Origin of the sequence: Arthrobacter cheniae, assembly GCF_003602275.1 — a bacterium.
In the GTDB taxonomy this organism is placed as follows: domain Bacteria; phylum Actinomycetota; class Actinomycetes; order Actinomycetales; family Micrococcaceae; genus Arthrobacter_D; species Arthrobacter_D cheniae.
This window is the reverse complement of record NZ_QZVT01000004.1, coordinates 112,229-131,997: the sequence shown is the minus strand read 5'-3', so window position 1 is coordinate 131,997 and position 19,769 is coordinate 112,229. Positions and strand designations below refer to the sequence as shown.

Genomic DNA, 19,769 nt, shown 5'->3' with positions numbered 1-19,769 from the left:
TTAGCCCACCAGTTTCTTGAGTACCGACGTGAAGATGCCGAGCCCGTCCGTACCGCCGCGGACTCCTACCTCGCCGCGGGCAGAGGAATCGGGGCCGAAGCCCGCCTCCACCGCGTGCTCGGGGTGCGGCATGAGCCCGACGACGTTGCCCGCAATATTCGAGATGCCGGCGATGTCCCGGCGCGAGCCGTTCGGGTTGCCGTCGACGTAGCGGAAGACCACGCGGCCCTCACCCTCGAGTTCGTCGAGCGTGCGGTTGTCAGCGACGAACTGGCCGTCCTGGTTCTTGAGCGGGATGACGAGTTCCTCGTCCTGGGCGTACTCCGACGTCCAGAACGTGCCGGCGTTCTCGACCCGCAGGCGCTGGTCGCGGCAGATGAAGTGCAGGGAGTTGTTCTTGATCATCGAGCCCGGCAGCAGGTGTGCCTCGGTGAGGACCTGGAACCCGTTGCAGATGCCGAGCACGGGAAGGGCGTCCGCACCGCCGGATGCTGCTGCGGTGATCTGCTCCATGAGGGGAGCGAAGCGGGAGATGGCGCCGGCGCGCAGGTAATCGCCGTACGAGAATCCGCCGGGGATGATGACGGCGTCGACGTCGTGCAGGTCATGGTCGCCGTGCCAGAGGTGGATGGCGCTGCCGCCGGCCAGGCGCACTGCGCGGACGGCATCGCGGTCGTCGAGCGAGCCGGGGAAGGTCACGACGCCGATCTTCACGCCGTTGAGCGGGCTGTCCTCGTTGTTCGAGGCGACGGGCTGGGGTCCGCCGATGAGCGGGGTCTCGACAGTCACTGCTCGTCCTCCTCGATGACCTCCACGCGGGTGACGTCCTCGATGACCGGGTTGGACAGCAGCGTGGTGGCCGCATGGCGGGCCTGCTCCAGGACCTCCGGGGTGACGTCACCGTCCACGGTCAGTTCGAAGCGCTTCCCCTGGCGGACTCCGGCGAATCCGGTGAGGCCGATCCGGGGGAGTGCACCTGCGATCGCCTTACCCTGCGGGTCGAGGATCTCGGGCTTGGGCATGACGTCGACAACGATCCGGGGCATCCGGCAACTCCTGTGCGTGAGCGGCAAGTGCTGGGGGTTCCAGCCTTAGATGCAGGGGCCCGGAAGTGCCGTCTCACGCCGCGTCTTGATCGACACCGGCGCTCCGCGAGCTTGCGCCACAAGTCTACCGGGAATTCCCCGGGCACCTGTCCGGCTGCCGGCCCGGCGGCGGTGCAGTGACCGCCCGCGACCACGGCCCGGCCCGGTCCTACTGGCCGCCCGGCGTGCCGAGGATGTCCCGCACCCTGTCCCACCGCGAGATCTCACAGCCGTCCGTGAGGGCGAATGCGGCGAGGACGGACGTGCCGTTCAGGTCACCGGTGATGCTGGCCGTCTGGGGGCCTCCGTACTCCTGCGTGCAGATGACATCCTTGTTCGGCCGCGCGGTGAAGAACCCCGTTCCGAGCCGGGCGAGCGTTGCGCAGGCGGCCTCCGCGTTCGGGAGGGTGGATGCGGGGCCGGGAGCGCCGTCGACGCACTCGAGGATGTACTGGACCGGTTCTGCGGCGGCGTCCTGCTTGACGGAGATGGTCAGCAGGGCGCTGCCGGCCGATGCGGCGGGAGGAGCAGCGGCAGTCGGGACAGGTGTTGGCGACGGTGAGGCCGATGGGCCGTTCGCCGTCGGGGAGGGCGCCGGTGACGGCTCGGGGGTGGAGGACTGCACGGTGGTCTCCTGCTCTGTGGGTTCTGCCGCCGGCCCGCCCTGGGTGCAGGCGGAGAGGGCGAGGGACAGGGCGGCGAGGGGAAGTGCCAGCCGGATGACGGTGCGGCTCGGTGTGCCCGCTCCCGATGTCGGATCGGTGTTGCTCACGGTGTCCCCCTCGGCTGGTTTTCCAGCGTAACGGCTGGTGGTAGGACAACGAAGGACGACGGCGCTGCGTCCCGGCTCGAGGGTCACACCGGCCCGAGGGCACTCTCCACCTGATGGAGGAGCCGGACCCGGAGCGCCTGGGACTCCTCGGCGAAGCCGCGCTGCAGCCGGACGTACTCCGCCTTGCCTGCCGCCGTTTCGATGGCGATGGGCGGGTAACCCCAGGCCTCGAGGTCGTAGGGCGATGCCCTCATGTCCATGGTGCGGATGCGCCAGGAGAGCTCGAAGCAGTCCATGATCATCTCGCTCGGCAACAGGGGGGTCAGCTTGTACGCCCACTTGTACAGGTCCATATTCGCGTGGAGGCAGCCCGGCTGCTCGAGGTCCCGCTGCGTCTCGCGGGTCGGCGCGAGTTCATTCAGCGGAGCGGCTTCGGGTGTGTAGAACCGGAAGGCGTCGAAGTGCGTGCAGCGCAGGCGGGCGGACTCGACGACGCCGTCGGTCCCCGCCGCTCCGAGGCGCAGCTCGAGGTACTCGTGGCGCACGCCGTTGACGGACGATCGGTACGCCATGGCCCATTCGTGGAGGCCGAAGCAACCGAACTGGGCGGGTCGCGACGCCGTCCTGCCGAGAATCAGCCGGGCGAAGTCCACGACCTCCCGTCGCTCCTCGGCGAACCTGGACACGTCCACCCGGACGCCGTCGCCTTCGGCGAGATAGTACTTCCAGCCGGCGCGGGCCTCGGCCGCGGGGCCGGTCAGGACCACGCCTGCCCCGGGATGCCAGCGGAGCAATTGCCCGGGCTTCTGGTTGTAGTAGGTGAACAGGAAATCCTCGACCGGGTGCTTCGCGCCGCGTGACCGCCGGTCCAGGTAGGGCCCGGAGAAGCGCGCGACCCGGTCCTGGTGCTGCCGTTCGCGGTCCTGCCACTCCGCCTCGGGGAGGCGGGTCAGGAGCGCGGCATGCATTATTCCATTATCACCCCGCCTCCCATTGGTAAATACTCTGGGAAAGTTCTGGAAGCCGTAGCGGCGAGTTGCTGGTCACCCTGTGTTGCCTCGGGTAAGTTTGTGCTCGCCGTGGTGTCTGTGAGCGTCATCACAGGTCGGGAATCCTATCCGGGAGACCACGGCATCGGGGGAACGGTCATGGCCGGCCCGCACTTTCACGAGAGGCACTACCTTCTTATGACACAACGGAGAAAAGCCGGGCGGGAGCGCAGCACCCTGCGCGCTGCCACGGCTATCGTTCTGGGTCTGCCGCTACTGCTGACATCGACGGCTGTGGCACCTGCTGTTTTCGCCGCGCCCGCGCCTGTCACCGCGGTCACGCCCCAGAAAGCGCCGGTCAAGGCGCTGGACCCCGCGCAGTACCCGGACGGCAAGTACATCGTCGTACTCGCCGACAAGCCGCTTGCCACCTACGAGGGCGGAGTGGAGGGAATCGCACCGACCAAGCCGGAGAAGGGCGCGAAGCTCGACGCCGACGCCGAGAACGTCAAGCAGTACTCCGCATTCCTCGAAACCAAGCAGCAGGACATCGCCGCCGAGGGGAACGTGGAGATCAAGCGCACCTACACGGCGGCGCTGAACGGCTTCTCCGCGGACCTGAGCACCGATCAGGCCGTCGAGCTCGCCAAGAGCGACGAGGTCCTTCTCGTCGCGCCGGACGTCGAGAACGCCCCTGACTACTCGAGCATCGATTTCCTCGGCCTCAGCGGCAACAAGGGAACGTGGAAGAGCCAGTTCGGTGGCGAGAAGAACGCCGGAGCAGGCACCGTCGTCGGTGTGATCGATACGGGCTACGCGCCCGACAATCCCTTCCTCTCGGGCAGCCCCGTGAAGCCACTGCCGGGTAATGCTCCTGCCAAGGTCGGCGAGCCCTACCTGGACGCCAAGGGCAACATCGCGATGCTCAAGACCGACGGCACGACCTTCGTCGGGGAATGCCAGGTCGGTGAAGGCTTCGACGGCAGCCTCTGCAACTCGAAGGTCCTCTCGGCCCGCTACTTCGCCGATGCCTTCATCGAGACGGTCCCCGAAGGGGATCAGGCTCCCCAGGAAGTGATCTCGCCCGTGGATATCGACAACCACGGCACGCACACCGCAAGCACTGCGGCCGGTAACGCCGGCGTGACCCAGACGGTCGACGGCCGGAACTTCGGCGTCTCCTCCGGTGTCGCTCCGGCCGCAAAGGTCTCGGTCTACAAGATCTGCTGGGAGGACAAGGATCCCGCAACGGGAGGCTGCTACTCCTCCGCTGCGGTCGACGCGATCAACCAGGCCGTCCTGGATGGCGTGGACGTCCTGAACTACTCCATCTCGGGCAGCACGACGACGACGACGGACCCCGTGTCCCTGGCCTTCCTCTCGGCAGCCTCCGCGGGTGTCTTCGTGGCGGTCTCGGCCGGCAACTCCGGCCCCACGGCCAGCACCGTCAACCACGGCGCACCCTGGCTGAGCACGGTCGCCGCGAGCACGTTCAGCTACGAGCTGCAGGGCACGGCCGAATTCTCCGATGGCACCAAGTACCGCGGTGCATCGATCATGCGCACCGGTGTCCCGGCCAGCCCGGTCGTTCTGGCCGTCGGTGCAGCCGCTGCCGCAGCGCCGACGGCGCCGGCTCTGTGCGGACCCAACACCCTGGATCCCGCCAAGGTCGCCGGCAAGATCGTCGTTTGTGACCGTGGCGTCGTCGACCGCGTCGCCAAGAGCACCGAGGTCAAGCGTGCCGGTGGCGTGGGCATGATCCTCGTGAATCTCGTCGACTCGTCGACGGACACCGACCAGCACGCAGTACCCACGGTGCACGTCAATGCTCCCGAGGGCCCCGAGCTCAAGACCAAGGTCGCAGCCAACCCTGCCCTCACCGTCGCCCTGCTGCCCACGGACACCACGGGCAAGCCGCTTCCGCCCACCCCCCAGGTGGCCGGGTTCTCCTCGCGCGGACCCCTGCTCGCCACGGATTCCGATCTGCTGAAGCCGGACATCACCGCCCCCGGTGTCGCCGTCCTCGCGGGCGTCTCCACCGTCGGGTCCGCCGGTGAACAGTTCGGCTTCCTCTCCGGAACGTCGATGGCCTCGCCGCACGTCGCCGGCCTCGGTGCTCTCGTGCTCGGCAAGAACCCCACCTGGTCGCCTGCCGCCGTGAAGTCCGCGATGATGACCACCGCGTACCCGCTCAAGAAGGCGGACGGCAGCGTCGAGACCGATGTCCTCGCCGTCGGCGCAGGCCACATCAACCCCGCATCGGTGCTCAGCCCGGGCCTGGTCTACGACCAGTCCCCCGATGACTACCTGCGGTTCATCGCCGGCACCGGAGTGGATCTCGGCATCGACGGCATCACCCCCGTCGCGGCCAAGGACACCAACGTGCCGTCCTTCGCGCTCGGTAACCTGATCGGCCGCACCGAGGTCACCCGCACGGTCACCGCGACCACGCCGGGCCTGTACCGCGCAACCGCCAACGTGCCGGGTGTGAAGGTCACGATCACGCCGTCGATCCTCAACTTCAGCGCAGCCGGCGAGACCCGCACGTTCAAGGTCTCCTTCGAGAACCAGAGCGCCGCCGCCGGCCAGTTCGCCGCCGGATCGCTCACCTGGTCCGGTCAGGGCAAGAAGGTCACCTCGCCGGTGGCCGTCCGCCCGCAGACGCTGAAGGCTCCCGCCGAGGTCAACCTCGCGGGTGGCGCCAACGGCAGCGGTTCCTTCAACGTCACCTCGGGCACCAGTACGCCCATCCAGATGACACTCGACGGTCTGGCCAGGGCTGCGACCACCGCAGTCGAGCTGGTCCCCGGAGACGTCGTCAATGGGAACGACGCGTCGAACGCAGTACAGGACGTCACGGTCCCCGCGGGAACGAAGACCGCCAGGTTCTCGATCCTCGCTGACGACCCGACGTCCGATTTCGACATGTTCGTCATTCCTCCGTCCGGCCCAGCCGTGACGGTGGCGACCGCTGACGCCAGCGAGACGCTGATCCTCGAGAACCCTGCACCGGGTACGTACCGGATCGTCGCGAACCTCTTCAGCAGCACCGACAACGCGCCGACCTCCGGCACCATCGAGGCCGTCCTGCTGAACGGCGCGGCCGGCAATGCGACGCTCACACCGAACCCGTTCGCGCTCGCCAATGGCAGCACGGGCGCGGTGACCCTCAACTGGACCGGGCTCACCGCCGGCACCTACGTCGGTCGCGTGACCTACGCAGGATCACCGACCATCACCTACGTGAGGGTCGTCGTCGACGGCGCGGGAGTCGCCACGGTGGAGCCTTCGGCTGACCCGGCCGCGATCACCCCCGCGGACAAGCTCGTCACGGGTCCTCGCGAGGCGATCACGCCGACCGGGAACAAGTGAGCACGTCCTGATCAGTACAACCTGACCGACTGACGACGAAGGCCGGTGGATCCCCGATCCGCCGGCCTTCGTCGTGTCCGGTGTCGGCCCGGGCAGGGGGTTTCCCCCACCCAGGGCGCCTACCCGTGCCGTGCGGGGCTGCGGAAGGGCTAGCGACCCGTCCCGGCGTAGACGGTGGCCGTGGTGTCGCCGTCGAGCTCGAAGGCCGCGTGCACGGCGCGGACCGCGTCGTCGAGCAGGTCCGCGCCCGTAACCACGGAGATGCGGATCTCCGAGGTGGAAATCATGTCGATGTTCACTCCGGCATCGGAGAGTGCACGGAAGAAGCGGTAGGAGACCCCGGGGTTGGACCGCATGCCTGCACCGATCAGCGAGAGCTTACCGATCTTCTCGTTGTATTCGACGGCCTCGAAGCCCACCCGGTCCTGGGCCTCGCCGAGCGCGGCGAGGGCGTCGGCGCCGTCGACGATCGGCAGAGTGAAGGAGATGTCTGTGCGGCCGGACCCGTGCGTGGAGACGTTCTGCACGATCATGTCGATGTTCGTGTTGGCGCCCGCGACGATCCCGAAGATCTCCGCGGCCTTGCCGGGGATGTCCGGAACGCCGACGACAGTCACCTTCGCTTCGGATCGGTCATGCGCTACGCCGGAGATGATGGGCTGTTCCAAGGGTTCTCCCTCTTGAATCTTGATCTGGTCGTCGGGGCTGGGCAACACCCAGGTGCCCTCGTTGTGGCTGAAGGAGGAGCGGACGTGGAGGGGGACGCCGAATCGCCGCGCGTACTCGACGCAGCGCAGATGCAGGATCTTCGCTCCGGACGCAGCCATCTCGAGCATCTCCTCGCTGGAGATCGTGTCGATCTTCTGAGCGGACGGGACCACACGTGGATCAGCGGTGTAGACGCCGTCCACGTCGGTGTAGATCTCGCACACGTCGGCATTGAGCGCTGCCGCGAGGGCGACGGCGGTGGTGTCCGAGCCGCCGCGGCCGAGGGTCGTGATGTCATTGCTATCGCGGCTCATGCCCTGGAACCCGGCGACGATCGCGACGTCGCCCTTCTCGATGGCCGTCCGGATGCGATGCGGCGAGACGTCGATGATGCGCGCCTTGCCGTGGATGGCGTCCGTGATCATGCCGGCCTGGCTGCCCGTGAAGGATTGCGCCGAGGCACCGACCCCGTGGATCGCCATGGCCAGGAGGGCCATCGAGATACGCTCACCGGCGCTGAGGAGCATGTCCATCTCGCGGGCGTTCGACGCCGCAGGATTCACCTGCGTGGCGAGGTCCAGCAGTTCGTCCGTGCTGTCACCCATGGCCGAGACGACGACGACCACCTGGTGACCGGCGGACTGCGTGTCGACGACGCGCTGCGCCACGCGCTTGATGCCCTCGGCGTCGGCGACGGAGGATCCGCCGAATTTCTGGACTATGAGGCTCATGCACTCGCTCACTGATGAAGGACGACGGCGGTGGGACCTGCCGCGCTGACTGTTTCGTAAGGGGCGGCAGCACCGGCGCCTCGGAAAGGGGACCGGACTCCGATGCCCGTGCCAGTGTAGCGGCGGCTGAATTGCCCACCCAAAGTCTGGGTCCGAATAAGAACGGATCGGTACCCCGATTGTCTCCCTCCCTCCGGTGCTGACAGGGAGTCGTCGCCTACTCTCAGAACATGACCAACGAACATGGGGGAATCGTTGTCGAGGGAGTTGCCCGGAGCTTCGGTTCCGTACAGGCTGTCCGCGACATCGATTTCGAGGCTCCGCCCGGGGAAGTGACCGCACTGATCGGTCCCAACGGCTCCGGCAAGACCACACTGTTGCTGATGCTCGCGAGCCTCCTTGCTCCCGATTCCGGCACTGTCCGCGTCGCCGGGTTCGATCCCGTCACGCAGCCCGCGGAGGTCCGGACCCGGGTGGGCTGGATGCCGGACACGCTCGGCGTCTGGGACTCGCTGACGGTACTCGAGGTGCTGAAGACCGTCGGCGCCCTGTACGGGATGAAGGCCGCGGAGTGCGCCCTGCGAGCGGACGAACTGCTCGTCGCCGTCAATCTCACGGAGTTCGGACAGCAGCCCGCCCGCGTGCTCTCCCGCGGACAGCAGCAGCGGCTCAGCTTGGCCCGCGCGCTCATCCACGATCCCGAGGTGCTGCTGCTGGACGAACCGGCGTCCGGCCTCGATCCCGGATCCCGCGTGGAGCTCAGGTCCCTCCTGCGGACCCTTGCCGCCGAAGGGAAGACCGTCGTCGTATCGAGCCACGTCCTGTCCGAGCTCGACGAGATCGCCGACCGTGCCGTATTCGTCAGCCGCGGGGAGTCGGTCAAGAGCCAGACGCTCGATGAGGCAGGCAACCAGACGCGCCGCTACTACGTCCAGGCGCAACCGATGGCGGCGCTCGCCGAAGCGCTGGGAAGGTACGGCGTGCGCTTCGAGGTGCGAGGTGATTCCCGGCGCGAGGAGTTCCTCGTCCAGCTCGGCAGCACCGCGGAAGCCTCGTGGCTGCTCCGCACCCTGGTGATGGGCGACGTCGTCGTCACCGCCTTCGCACCCGCCGGCGGCGCGCTGGAGGAAACCTACATGAGCCTGGATACGGACAGACGATGAGCACCGTGGCTGAACCCTCGACCCCCAACCCCGTGCGGACCACCGCCCGCCTGCCCTTCCATACCGCCGTCCGTACCGTCTTCCTGCTCGAGATGAAGCAACGGCTGCGCGGCAAGGCCTGGTACTGGATGCTCGGCATCTGGTTCGTGGTGATCGGCTTCATCTTCGTGCTCGCCACCGGCGTCATCGGGACGACTGACAACCAGGGCGGGATCCTCTTCGACCTGGTGGTCGGATTCGTGCTGTTCTTCGGCCTGCTCGTCGCTCCCGGGCTTTCCGCCAACGCCGTCAACGGAGACCGTGCGGGCGGGACGCTGGCCATCCTGCAGGTCACCCTCCTGACACCCGGACAGCTTCTTGCCGGCAAGTGGCTCGCCTCGTGGGTCGGCTCCCTCGCATTCCTCCTCCTCAGCAGCCCCTTCATCTTCTGGGCACTGGCGCTCGGCGGAGTCGACGCGCGGGAGGCTTTGGTCTCGCTCCTGATGCTCGCCGTCGAGCTCGCCGTCGTCTGCGCCATCGGTGTCGGCGTCTCGGCCGTCGCCTACCGACCCCTGTTCTCGATCGTCAGCACCTACATGCTGGTGGCCCTGCTGGCGATCGGCACCCTGATTGTCTACGGCCTGAGCACGCAACTGGTGATGGAGGAGCGGACCATGACGACGTCGTACTACACGTACCCGGACAGCAGCGTCGACGACATGGGCGTCCCGGACGCGAATGCGGAGCTGGAGTGCGTCACCCAGACCAACCTGTCCATGGTTCCCCGCACGGAATACATCACCTGGATCCTCTCCGCCAACCCGTTCGTGGTGGTGGCCGACGCCGTGCCCTACAACCTGGAGGACTACCCCGACCCCGAGGTGCCCCCCGGCGCTTTGACGAACGGGCCGTACTACACCCCCGGTGTCATGGAGACGATCAGCCAGGGTGTACGCGCTTCCCAGGCGGGACCGGACGACAACCAGACCTGCGAGGAGTCCGCACAGCTCATGCAGCCTCTTCCGCAGGGAACTCCGATCTGGCCGCTCGGCCTGGGGATCCAGGTCCTCCTCGCGGGAGCGCTTCTCCTCCTCGGGCGGCGCAAGCTGACGATGCCGGCCAAGCGTCTCGCGCAGGGCACGCGCATCGCCTAGGACGGCACGGTCCGGCCTGCCGCTCCGCGCCCGGTTGGCCGGAGCCTCCGGTCAGGACATGACGCGGCGGCCCTCGAAGGCTCGGCCGAGGGTCACCTCATCGGCGTACTCTAGGTCACCGCCCACGGGCAGACCGGAGGCGAGCCTGGTCACGGGGATGCCGATGGTCCTGAGCATGCGCACGAGGTAGGTGGCGGTCGCCTCGCCCTCGAGGTTCGGGTCGGTGGCGATGATGATCTCCTGGATCTGCTCGTCCGAGAGCCGGGCGAGCAGCTCGCGGATGCGCAGCTGGTCCGGACCGACGCCGGCGATGGGATTGATGGCGCCCCCGAGCACGTGGTACCTACCGCGGAAGGAGCGGGTGCGTTCGACGGCGATCACGTCCTTGGATTCCTCGACCACGCAGATCATGGTCGGATCACGGCGCGGGTCACGGCAGATCGCGCACTTCTCCTGCTCCGCCACATTTCCGCAGACAGTGCAGAACTTCACGCGTTCCTTCACGGTGGTGATCGCCGTGACGAGTCGCTTCATGTCGTCGCTGTCGGCTTCCAGGATGTGGAACGCGAGGCGCTGGGCCGACTTCGGCCCCACGCCGGGCAGGCGTCCGAGCTCATCGATCAGCTCCTGCACTGCGCCTTCGTACACGGTGTTCCTTCCCTGCAATCATCCGGTGATGCTCCTGTGACACGTCCGGCCGGGCCGGGGATCATGGGAGTGTCCCGTCCCGCCTGATCAGCGGGACCGGGTACCTCTTCTATTGTCAGCCATACCTGATCTCGTTCCGCGCACGATGAGGCACGGCGGTTGTGCTCTCAGCGAGGTTCGGGAACGTCCGTCCTCCAGCCCGGCTACTGACCGTCGACGCCACGTTCCTCGACGAGGCGCCCGTTGAGGATGCGCTCGATCGCGGTGCGTCCCACGAGTCCCGATTCCTCGATCGTCTCGTCGTCGGCGCTCGGTTCGTCCTCGACGAACCGGAGGTCGACGGCGCCGAGGGCTGCGGCAGCTTCCTCTGCGCGCTTCCGCTCGGCTTCATCGAGCAGCTGCTGATAGCGGCTGACCGGCTTCTGCAGCACGTTCTCGGCGGAGACCGGGCGCACCGGCGCGGCGGCCACGCTCGGAGAAGCCGAGCCGACAGCGCCGACCGGCCCGCCTGTCACCGGGGAGGGGCGCTGGGACGAGGATGCAGCCGACGGATCGTGCCCCTCGCCGTCTGTCGCCGCCTGCTTGCCCTGGGCCGGTGCTGCTTGTCCGAGGTTCGCCCCGGCCTGGCCGTCGCCCTTCGCTGGAGGCGCGGCAGCCGGGGGACTCCACACCACACTGCGAGAAGGCGACTCGGGTGCTTGCCGGACGCCTGGGCCTGCTGGGCCGGAAGCAGGCTCGGCGGCGGGGTTACGCCGCGAGGCCGGTACTTCCTGCGCGGGGCCGCCGGCTGCGCTCCTTCCGGGGGCAGCAGCCGGGTGTGAGCCGGACCGGGTTGCCTGATCGGTGCGTGACGGTGATGGTGATGGTGATGGTGACGCGGCCCGGGCATTCGGCGCCGCCTGTCCGGACAGCTGTCGTGCCTGTGTGCGCGGCGGCTGGGCCGGCCGACGCTCATTCGGATCCTTGGGCACCGACCCCCAGCCCGGACCGGGGTCGAAAGCCTCTTCGGGAGGCTCGACGAGGGCCCAGGATTCATCGGACATGGTTGGATCCCACGCGCTGACAGCTTCAGTCCCGGGATCGACGGGAGCACCTTGCCGGCCGGGACCTCGTGGCCCTTGCGCAGTGGCGTTGCCGGATGTGCGCGGGGCGGACCTCCGCGCAGCTACCGATGCAGGCTGCGCTGCAGATTGACCGTGCGTATCACCGGAGCCCACGGTGCTTTTGTCTGCGGCGGAGAGTGTAGACGCCTGAACGGCGTCAGCAGCTAACGATCCAGGCAGCGATGCAGATTCACGGTGCGTATCACCGGAGCCAACCGTGCTGCTGTCTGCGGCGGAGAGCGTGGACGCCTGAACGGCGCTATCGGCGACGGGCATGCCTTCGGTGGCGGCAGTGCTCGCAGCGGCGTCAGTGCGGTCGGTGCGGTCGGTGCGAGCACTGCGGTCGGTTCGGTCGGTGACGGGCGCGTGCCTCGGAGCAGCGAACGCGGGGGTGTCGCCGATGCGTGCCGCCGCTGTCGGCGTACCTGCCGAATCGGCGGTACTGGCTCCGGCTGCGGGCCGCGTGCCATCCTGGCCGACGAGGACCTCGCCGGGAACGTGTGTCGGTGGTAGGTGTGACCCGGTGGGGTCGCTGCTGGGTTCGGGTGCAGGTACGGGCTGAGCGCTGTCCGCTTCGACCGGTCCGCCGTCGGTCTCGGACGTGGGGATCGTGCTGCCAGAGGTGGCGGAACCGCCGGCAGGCGCGGCATGACCGGGACGCTGTTGCCCCCCGCCGCTTCCGGCGGAAGGCTGTGCATCCTGGCCGGCAGCAATTCGGGGAGTGACGGGTGCGCCGAAGTCGTGCGCGGGCGCGGAGGAAGCCGGGCCCGGGTTTCTTCCCGGGCCGCTAGACGGTACTTTTGGGCCCGACTCACCCGCCCCGCCGGCGTCGTGTACTGCCTCGATGGAACAGGTGAGCCCAAGGACCTTGTGGATGGCCTGCTTCACGTTGTCCATGTGTGGACCACGCTGGAAGCCGATGGCGGTGCCCTGGTTGGCGAATGCCAGGACCAGTTGGTTGCCCTCGAACGACCGCGGTTTCGCTGAGACGTTCACGATGAGCCAGGTGGCTCGCTTGATCTTCGCTACCTCGTCCATGATCTCGGGCCAGGCGCGGCGGACCATCTCGACGTTTCCGCCGCCCGACGAAGCCGGCTGTCCCTGGTGGCCCGGCTCGGGCGTTCGGGACTCCTGGCCCTGACCGTTCTGCACCGAGCCCTGCTCGGGTGCTCCAAGGGGCCGTTCGTACGTCTCCCGTGACGGGGGCGAAGCCGCCCGCTGCGGTGCTGTTTCAGGTCGGCCCGGCGCTTCGGCCCGGCCGTCAGCCGCCGCAGCCTGCTGATCCTGGGGAGCCTCGGCCCGCCCGCCCGTCGAGGCGACTGGTTCCGGGGCAGTGGGAGCGTCCGCGCTTCGGTCCGGGACAGACCCTGAACCGGCTCCGTGCCCATCGTCGTGCGCTCCGGCGGTCGCACGCGCATCCTGCGGCTGAGCGGTCGGAACATCCTGGCGCGGGGTTGCCGGGCCCGATGTCACCGGGCCCGACGTCACTGGGCCTGGTGTTGCCGGCCCCGACGATCCAGCTGGGCCCGACCGTTCCGACGATTCCGCGGGGCCCGACGAAGCGGGTGTCCGACCGGGAGCGGGTACTGACCCGGTGGCTGCCGCAGGCTTGTCCGGTGTCTCCTGCGGTTTCGCGTTCTCGAAGGCAGAACCTGCCGACACACCCCACGCGGCGCCCCAATCCGGTGATGAATCAGCCGTGGCAGGGGCCGCGCCGGGTCGATCGGCACGGCCGGCAGCAGGGAGCGCCGGGGACTGCGCACCCGGGATTGCTGCAGGAACGGCAGGGGCTGCCGGGTCGGCGGCAGGAAGCGACCAGCGGGCCGCTGCCTCCTCGGCGGTGCGGGGGACGTCGAGCCGTGCTCGTGCCGGCGGTTTCGGAGCTGCGTCGGCTTCCGCATCGACCTGGGGGGTGGGAGCACCACCGGCGTACTCCAGGCGACGCTCGATGCGGTCCACCCGGGCGAGCGTGCCGCGCGCCGTGGCATCCGCCGCCGGGAGCAACAGCCGCGCGCAGAGCAGTTCAAGGTGCAGGCGCGGCGAGGTGGCGCCTGTCATCTCGGTCAGCGCTGTGTTGGTGACGTCTGCGTCACGGGACAGCTCCCCGGCACCGAGCTGTGTCGCCTGGGTGCGCATGCGGTTCAGCTGATCGTCCGGGACTCCGCGAAGGATGGACGCAGCGCCCTCCGGCACGGCATTGATGACGATCAGGTCGCGGAACCGCTCCAGCAGATCCTCGACGAAGCGCCGTGGATCATGACCGGTCTGGATGACGCGGTCCACGGCATCGAACACCGTTCCCGCATCTCCGGCAGCGATGGAGTCGACGACGTCGTCGAGCAGGGTTGCGTGCGTGTAGCCGAGCAGTGATACCGCCAGCTCATAGTCGAGCCCCGCCTCGCCCGCGCCGGCCATGAGCTGGTCGAGCACCGAGAGCGAGTCGCGGACGGAGCCGCCTCCAGCCCGGATGACGAGGGAGAGGACGCCGGGGGCCACCGGCACGTTCTCCTGCCGACACAGCAGTTCCAGGTAGCCCATGAGGGGCTCCGGCGGGACAAGCCGGAAGGGATAGTGGTGTGTTCGCGAGCGGATGGTGCCGATCACCTTGTCCGGCTCGGTCGTCGCGAAGATGAAGAGGATATGCTCCGGCGGCTCCTCCACGATCTTCAGCAGCGCGTTGAAGCCGGCCGACGTGACCATGTGGGCCTCGTCGATGATGAAGATCTTGAAGCGGTCACGGACCGGGGCGAACGTCGCGCGCTCGCGGAGGTCACGGGCGTCATCGACGCCACCGTGGCTGGCGGCGTCGATCTCGATGACGTCCAGGCTGCCGGAGCCGTTGCGTGCGAGCTCGACACAGCTGTCACAGGTTCCGCACGGCGTGGAGGTGGGGCCCTGGGCGCAATTGAGGCAACGGGCGAGGATACGGGCCGAGGTGGTCTTGCCGCAGCCGCGCGGACCGGAGAACAGGTAGGCGTGGTTGATGCGGTCCTTGTCGATGGCCGCCATCAGGGGTCCGGTGACGTGCTCCTGACCGATGACGTCCGCGAAGGTCTCGGGACGGTAGCGGCGGTAGAGGGCTGTACTCACGGATGAACCTTATCGGTTGGTGCTGACGGTTTACATGCCGGGTCGACGGCGGTGGAGGACAGGGTCGCCGGATCCACGACCCAGGGGTGGCGCGGCAGCCGGCCGGGGTCGAAGGCTGCGAGGGCCGCGTCGAGCGATCCGCACGGAAGGCCGAGGGACGAGAGGATGATGCCCAGGACCGCGGGCGCCGTGCAGCCCTGGCCGGCGAGGTCCTCCAGTGTCACAGCGCCATCCCGTTTTGCCAAGCGGCGGCCCCCTGCCGTGACCGCCAGCGGGACATGGGCGTAGCTGGGGGCCGCCAGGCCGAGCAGCGATGCGAGATGGGACTGCTGTGGAGCAGCGGTGAGCAGATCGTCACCGCGCACCACCTGGTCGATTCCCTGGGCGGCGTCATCGACGACGACGGCGAGGTTGTAGGCGATCACGCCGTCATTCCTCCGCAGCACGATGTCGTCGACCGGAGCGGAGACACGCCCGGCCAGCACGTCCTCGACGACCCACGCGGCGACCTCGGATCGCAGCCGGAGCGCCGGCCTGCGTCCGTCCCGCCGTCGGGCCCGCTCTCCGTCGCCGAGATCACGGCACGTTCCGGGATAGGAACCAGGGCGCGCATGCGGTGCGCTCGCGGCCTCGGCGACGTCGCGGCGCGTGCAGAAGCATTCATAGGTGAGGCCCCGCGCGATCAGGAGGTCCAGTGCCGCCGTGTACCGGTCGGTCTGCTCGCTCTGACGGAGGACGGGGGAATCGGAGCGGATTCCCAGGGCCGATAATTCGGTCAGCTGCTCGGCCTCGGCACCCGCGCGGGCACGGTCCAGGTCCTCGACGCGGATCAGGAACCGTCGGCCCGTCGACCGTGCGAACAGCCACGCCAGGACGGCGGTGCGGAGGTTGCCGACGTGCAACCGGCCGGAGGGGCTGGGTGCGAACCGACCGGCGCCCGTCTCTGCCACCGTGCCCCCCTGCTGCTGTGCTCGCTTAAAAGTGAAGACCCCCCATGCACCTGCCAGAGCCCGCTTACCCTTGCTACCTTCCGGTCCTGGGGGAGTTCACAGGATGACACCACATGAGGGGCCGGGAAATAGTCTACACAGTCGAATGCGCCGCTTTCGAATCGTCGGAGCGCCCCGGACCACCAACGATTCGGCAGGATGCCCTTGTATGGGTATTCTGGTATCTGCTCCAAATGAGGAGGATTCGCCTAGCGGCCTATGGCGCACGCCTGGAACGCGTGTTGGGTTCACGCCCTCGGGGGTTCAAATCCCCCATCCTCCGCTTGTAGCTTTGAACAGCAGGACCCCGGCCCACCAGCCGGGGTCCTGCTGTTTAAGCTGTCCGGGGCCCGGCGGTACCGCTGACCCGGCGGATCCGGTTCTTCGCTGCAGTCTCCGCAGGCCCCTCAGGGCCGAGGCCCAGCCGGATCACCCCGAGGACGAGCCTGACGGCGCTGCGGATGGGCAGGGGGATCGGCCCGAGGGATGGAACGCGGAGCCCGAGCATCTCGCGGTGCCTCGGCTCGAGCGTTGCGACCGCCCCGGCGAAGAGGACCCGGTAGCCGAGTCGCTGCGATCGGGGAAGCGGCGGGCGGCGGATGTAGGTCAGCGCCTCCTGCACCTGGTCGCTGTTGGCCAGTTCGTCGTCGAACGCTGCAAGTTGCGACCGGAGCTCGGCCTCCGACCGCGGTGGGTCCTCGAGCCCCATGAGCTCACCGGCGGCGGCCCACTCCGCCACGTACTCGTCCACTCCGCCGGGAATGGCTCCGCCGTACGCGGCGTGCGCGGCCACGAAGGCGTCGGTGAAGGCCAGATGCACCCAGCGGATCAGGTCCGGATCCGCTGCGGAGTAGGGCTTCTCGGTGCCGCGGCTGTCGACGTAGGTGCCGCGGACCCTGGTGTGGAGCCGCTGCACGAAGGCCGAGCCCTCCTGCGCGGCGACCCTCGAGCCGTAGGTGACGGTGAAGATCCAGCGGATGGTGTTGGCGAGGCGCCCGAGTGGCTCCTCCCGGAAGCTCGAATGCGCATGCACGCCGGCCATGGCGCCCGGGTGCAGCGCCTGGAGCAGCAGGGCACGGATGCCCGCGACGGTCGGGGTCATGGAGCTGTGAACCGTCCACACGGCGGAGCCGACGGGGAAATACCCGAGGTCGTCGCCGTTCTCGAACTCGAACTGCCATTGGGGAATGGTGGGATCACCGTCGGTGAAGGTGGTGCGGAGCTGCGTCTTCCACGCGGCGATGATTCCCATACGGCGATCCATCCTGTCGGTGACCCTACCGCCGGCTGCAGTACCTCGGCCGGCGTGCATGCGGCCTCCGGGCCGTCGTCCCTTCCAACGTCCTGCCGCTTCGATTTGCTCCTGCCGTGGGTTCCCCATCCGCATGGCACAGTGGAACGAAGCAGGAGCACCACCACCTACCAGGGAGCAGCCATGTCCTCGTCCGATGTGTACGGGATCGACCTGACCATGAACGACGGCAGCCCGAAGTCCTTCGGCGACTTCCGCGGGCATCCTGTCCTCGTGGTCAATGTAGCCTCGAACTGCGGCTTCACGCCTCAGTACGCGGGCCTCGAGGAGCTCTACCGCAGGTATTCCGCCGAGGGCCTCGTGGTGCTCGGCATGCCCTGCAACCAGTTCCTGGGACAGGAACCGGGGAACGACGGTGAGATCGCCGAGTTCTGCTCGACCACCTTCGGCGTGACCTTCCCGCTCCTGGCCAAGGGCGATGTCCGCGGCAGGGACCAGCATCCGCTCTACGAGAAGCTGACCACCTTCAGGAACGGCGTGCTGCCGGGCCTCGTGAAATGGAACTTCGAGAAGTTCCTCGTGGACCGCGACGGCGAGATCGTCGCCCGGTTCGCACCGACCGTGGAGCCGGACGCGCCCGAGGTCATCACCGCGATCGAGGACGTCCTTGCCAGGCCCGCCGCCTGATCCCACCGACTGGTGGGCGGCAGCTCACCTTCCCGGGCTGGAGACGTCCTGGCGGAGTGAAGCCACGCATCGTGTGAGGAAAGCGGCCCCGGCATCCTCGTGGATGAGTGCACCCTCGGTGATGATCTCGTAGGGTTTCGCCGGAACCCCGTCGGCAGGGCGGACATCGACGTGCGCGACGTCGAACCCCTGCTCGTGCAGGTAGTCGGCCATGGCATAGTCCGTGCGGGAATCGCCGACGGTCCACCACCTGTGCGGAATGTCCACGAGGGGCGCGATGAGCGTGAGGGCGCGGTCGGCGCCCACATCCTTGCCGACCCGGACCGACTCGATGTCGGTGGAGATGATCGTCGGGTCGACGCGGTACTCGATGTGCCCGTCGCTGTCCGGTACCTCCCTGCCGAGCCGGCAGGCCCCCATGTCATGGCTGTGCATGATGTCGAGCACGTCGTCGTCGAACGCCCGCTGGCTCACGAGGTAGTCGGTGCTCGCGACGGCGAGCGACTGCTCCACCGAGACCATCGCGAGCTTCGTCTCGTCGAAGAACATGACCTCGGAGTACTTCTCCTCCACGAGGTCCCGCACGTCGTCCGCGAAACTGACGGGCAGGGCGAGTCCGGTGTCGACGAAGACCTGGCCCGCGCCGTCGGCCGTGAACGAGAACCACGTGGCGCCCTTCTCGCACACGGCATGGAAGGTGATGCCGGCGGGTATCCCTGCAGCGATCATCGGCGCCATCACCTGCTCCCTGATGAACGCGTCGGATCGGCCGGTGTTGAACACGACGGGCCATCCCATGGACGCAAGGGTGAGCAGATCGGTGATGATGCCCTCGGGGACCGTGCGCGTCAGCGGACTCGCGACGGGTCCGTCGACGTCGAGCAGCAACCCCTGGACACCGTGTCCCGGGGCGGGAGAAGACGGTGCAGGGGCGTCGGGGAGCATGTCGATAGGGGCGTCCGTAGGCATGTTCCCATTATGTTCCAGCAGCGCGTCCACCTTCCATTCGGTGACGTTCGGCCGTTTCCGGCGGCGTGGAAGACTTTCACGCATGGAGAGCGCACCATCGGGCATCGTCGTCGTCGGGTCCATCAACGTGGACCTCGTCATCACCCTCGAACGGCACCCGCACCCGGGTGAGACCGTCCTGGGCCGATCGATGGCGGTGCTGCCCGGTGGCAAGGGTGCCAACCAGGCCGTGGCCGCGGCGTTGCTCGGAGCCGATGTCACCATGATCGGTGCCGTGGGCTCGGATGCGTATGCCGACACCGCGCTCTCGGCACTGACCACCGCCGGCGTGGACCTCCAGGGCGTGAGCCGCACGGACGGCGGTACCGGCGTCGCCGTCGTGGAGGTATCCGACGACGGCGAGAACACCATCGTGGTGGTTCCCGGCGCGAACGCGGAGGTCACGTCCGAACTCGTGTCCGCGTCGGCGGACGTCATCAGGGGCGCGGCCGTCGTCGTCGTCCAGGGTGAACTCCCTGCCGCCTCGATCGGGGTTGCTGTCCGGACTTCGGCCGGGCGGGTGATCATCAACCTGGCGCCCGTCATCGCCCTCGACCGCCAGGTGCTTCTCCGGGCGGATCCGCTGGTGGTCAACGAGCACGAGGGGGCGCTCGTCCTCGCGCAGTTCGGGGGTGATCCTGATGCGGACCACGTCGCCGTCGTGGAGGCCCTCCTGGCCTGCGGCTTCGCATCCGTGGTGATGACGCTCGGTGGAGCCGGGGCCCTCGTGACCGAGGGCGGTCGCGTCCTCGCCGTACCCGCGCCACGCGTCCCCACGGTGGACACGACCGGCGCGGGCGATGCCTTCGTCGGTGCGCTCGCTGCACGGCTCTGCGAAGGAGAAAGCCTCGACGCTGCCGTCCGGTTCGCCGTCCGGGTCGGTTCCTACGCCGTCCAGCACGCCGGTGCGCAGCCCTCCTACCCCGCGTCCGGCGACGAGCTGCCCGCTCTGTCCACCCATGCCTCCTGAGGCTCCGGGCGTAACCATTAGGCCACGAGATGGCCCCTGCAGGGTGCCCACGTTCCATTTGGCCCCCGC

The 19,769-nt window shown here is 68.3% G+C and carries 15 protein-coding genes, 1 tRNA gene and 1 other RNA gene; 6 read left to right on the top strand and 11 right to left on the bottom strand.

The genetic code is table 11. From position 1 onward, the window contains the following. The 4 genes from purQ to D6T63_RS08430 form a co-directional block, all read right to left on the bottom strand. Positions 1 to 789 (bottom strand): phosphoribosylformylglycinamidine synthase subunit PurQ, encoded by a 789-nt coding sequence (gene purQ / locus D6T63_RS08445; RefSeq protein WP_407923725.1) that lies wholly within the window; start codon positions 787 to 789, stop codon positions 1 to 3. Then, a complete protein-coding gene (purS, locus tag D6T63_RS08440) occupies positions 786 to 1,046 on the bottom strand; it encodes a phosphoribosylformylglycinamidine synthase subunit PurS (protein ID WP_120148575.1) in 261 nt (86 codons plus the stop codon). The genes purQ and purS overlap by 4 nt, the downstream gene beginning before the upstream one ends. A gap of 208 nt (positions 1,047 to 1,254) precedes the next feature. Continuing rightward, entirely contained in the window at positions 1,255 to 1,857 is a 603-nt protein-coding gene (locus D6T63_RS08435; RefSeq protein ID WP_182976934.1) for an SSI family serine proteinase inhibitor, read from the bottom strand. Positions 1,858 to 1,940: 83 nt separating this feature from the next. Then, positions 1,941 to 2,825 carry a 3-methyladenine DNA glycosylase gene (locus D6T63_RS08430; protein WP_120148573.1) on the bottom strand — a complete coding sequence of 295 codons (885 nt, stop codon included), beginning with the start codon at positions 2,823 to 2,825 and terminating at the stop codon, positions 1,941 to 1,943. Positions 2,826 to 3,044: 219 nt separating this feature from the next. Here D6T63_RS08430 and D6T63_RS08425 point away from each other — a divergent pair, with 219 nt between their 5' ends. Continuing rightward, positions 3,045 to 6,218 (top strand): S8 family peptidase, encoded by a 3,174-nt coding sequence (locus D6T63_RS08425; RefSeq protein ID WP_120148922.1) that lies wholly within the window; start codon positions 3,045 to 3,047, stop codon positions 6,216 to 6,218. Between the two features lie 149 nt (positions 6,219 to 6,367). Here D6T63_RS08425 and D6T63_RS08420 read toward each other — a convergent pair whose 3' ends face one another. After that, positions 6,368 to 7,657 (bottom strand): aspartate kinase, encoded by a 1,290-nt coding sequence (locus D6T63_RS08420; RefSeq protein WP_120148572.1) that lies wholly within the window; start codon positions 7,655 to 7,657, stop codon positions 6,368 to 6,370. A gap of 230 nt (positions 7,658 to 7,887) precedes the next feature. On the opposite strand from D6T63_RS08420, the gene D6T63_RS08415 reads away from it, so the two are divergent. Together D6T63_RS08415 and D6T63_RS08410 are read left to right on the top strand one after the other, a co-directional pair. Further along, positions 7,888 to 8,820, top strand: a complete 933-nt coding sequence (locus D6T63_RS08415; RefSeq protein WP_120148571.1) for an ABC transporter ATP-binding protein — start codon at positions 7,888 to 7,890, stop codon at positions 8,818 to 8,820. Next, entirely contained in the window at positions 8,817 to 9,953 is a 1,137-nt protein-coding gene (locus D6T63_RS08410) for an ABC transporter permease (protein WP_120148570.1), read from the top strand. Before D6T63_RS08415 ends, D6T63_RS08410 begins: the two co-directional genes overlap by 4 nt. A 51-nt stretch (positions 9,954 to 10,004) precedes the next feature. Here the strand turns inward: D6T63_RS08410 and recR are convergent, their stop codons facing one another. From recR to ffs, 4 genes are all read right to left on the bottom strand, one after another. Further along, positions 10,005 to 10,601, bottom strand: coding sequence for a recombination mediator RecR (gene recR / locus D6T63_RS08405; protein ID WP_120148569.1), 597 nt, complete (start codon positions 10,599 to 10,601; stop codon positions 10,005 to 10,007). Positions 10,602 to 10,804: 203 nt separating this feature from the next. Then, positions 10,805 to 14,794, bottom strand: a complete 3,990-nt coding sequence (locus D6T63_RS19770; protein WP_235830635.1) for a DNA polymerase III subunit gamma and tau — start codon at positions 14,792 to 14,794, stop codon at positions 10,805 to 10,807. Beyond that, positions 14,791 to 15,744, bottom strand: a complete 954-nt coding sequence (gene gluQRS, locus D6T63_RS08395; RefSeq protein WP_120148568.1) for a tRNA glutamyl-Q(34) synthetase GluQRS — start codon at positions 15,742 to 15,744, stop codon at positions 14,791 to 14,793. Before gluQRS ends, D6T63_RS19770 begins: the two co-directional genes overlap by 4 nt. 30 nt (positions 15,745 to 15,774) lie before the next feature. Further along, an RNA gene (gene ffs, locus D6T63_RS08390) (signal recognition particle sRNA small type) lies at positions 15,775 to 15,870 on the bottom strand. Between the two features lie 111 nt (positions 15,871 to 15,981). Between ffs and D6T63_RS08385 the strand changes: the two genes are divergently transcribed. Then, positions 15,982 to 16,066, top strand: a tRNA-Ser gene (locus tag D6T63_RS08385). A gap of 51 nt (positions 16,067 to 16,117) precedes the next feature. Here the strand turns inward: D6T63_RS08385 and D6T63_RS08380 are convergent. Further along, positions 16,118 to 17,035, bottom strand: a complete 918-nt coding sequence (locus D6T63_RS08380) for an oxygenase MpaB family protein (protein WP_120148567.1) — start codon at positions 17,033 to 17,035, stop codon at positions 16,118 to 16,120. Between the two features lie 183 nt (positions 17,036 to 17,218). Here D6T63_RS08380 and D6T63_RS08375 point away from each other — a divergent pair, with 183 nt between their 5' ends. Then, complete coding sequence (locus D6T63_RS08375) at positions 17,219 to 17,722, top strand: glutathione peroxidase (RefSeq protein ID WP_120148566.1); 504 nt, start codon at positions 17,219 to 17,221, stop codon at positions 17,720 to 17,722. A 24-nt stretch (positions 17,723 to 17,746) separates the two neighbouring features. On the opposite strand, the gene D6T63_RS08370 is transcribed toward D6T63_RS08375, so the two are convergent. Then, positions 17,747 to 18,691, bottom strand: coding sequence for a hypothetical protein (locus tag D6T63_RS08370; protein ID WP_407923724.1), 945 nt, complete (start codon positions 18,689 to 18,691; stop codon positions 17,747 to 17,749). Positions 18,692 to 18,773: 82 nt separating this feature from the next. Between D6T63_RS08370 and D6T63_RS08365 the strand changes: the two genes are divergently transcribed. Then, positions 18,774 to 19,700, top strand: a complete 927-nt coding sequence (locus tag D6T63_RS08365) for a ribokinase (protein WP_120148565.1) — start codon at positions 18,774 to 18,776, stop codon at positions 19,698 to 19,700. Positions 19,701 to 19,769 lie beyond the last annotated feature (69 nt).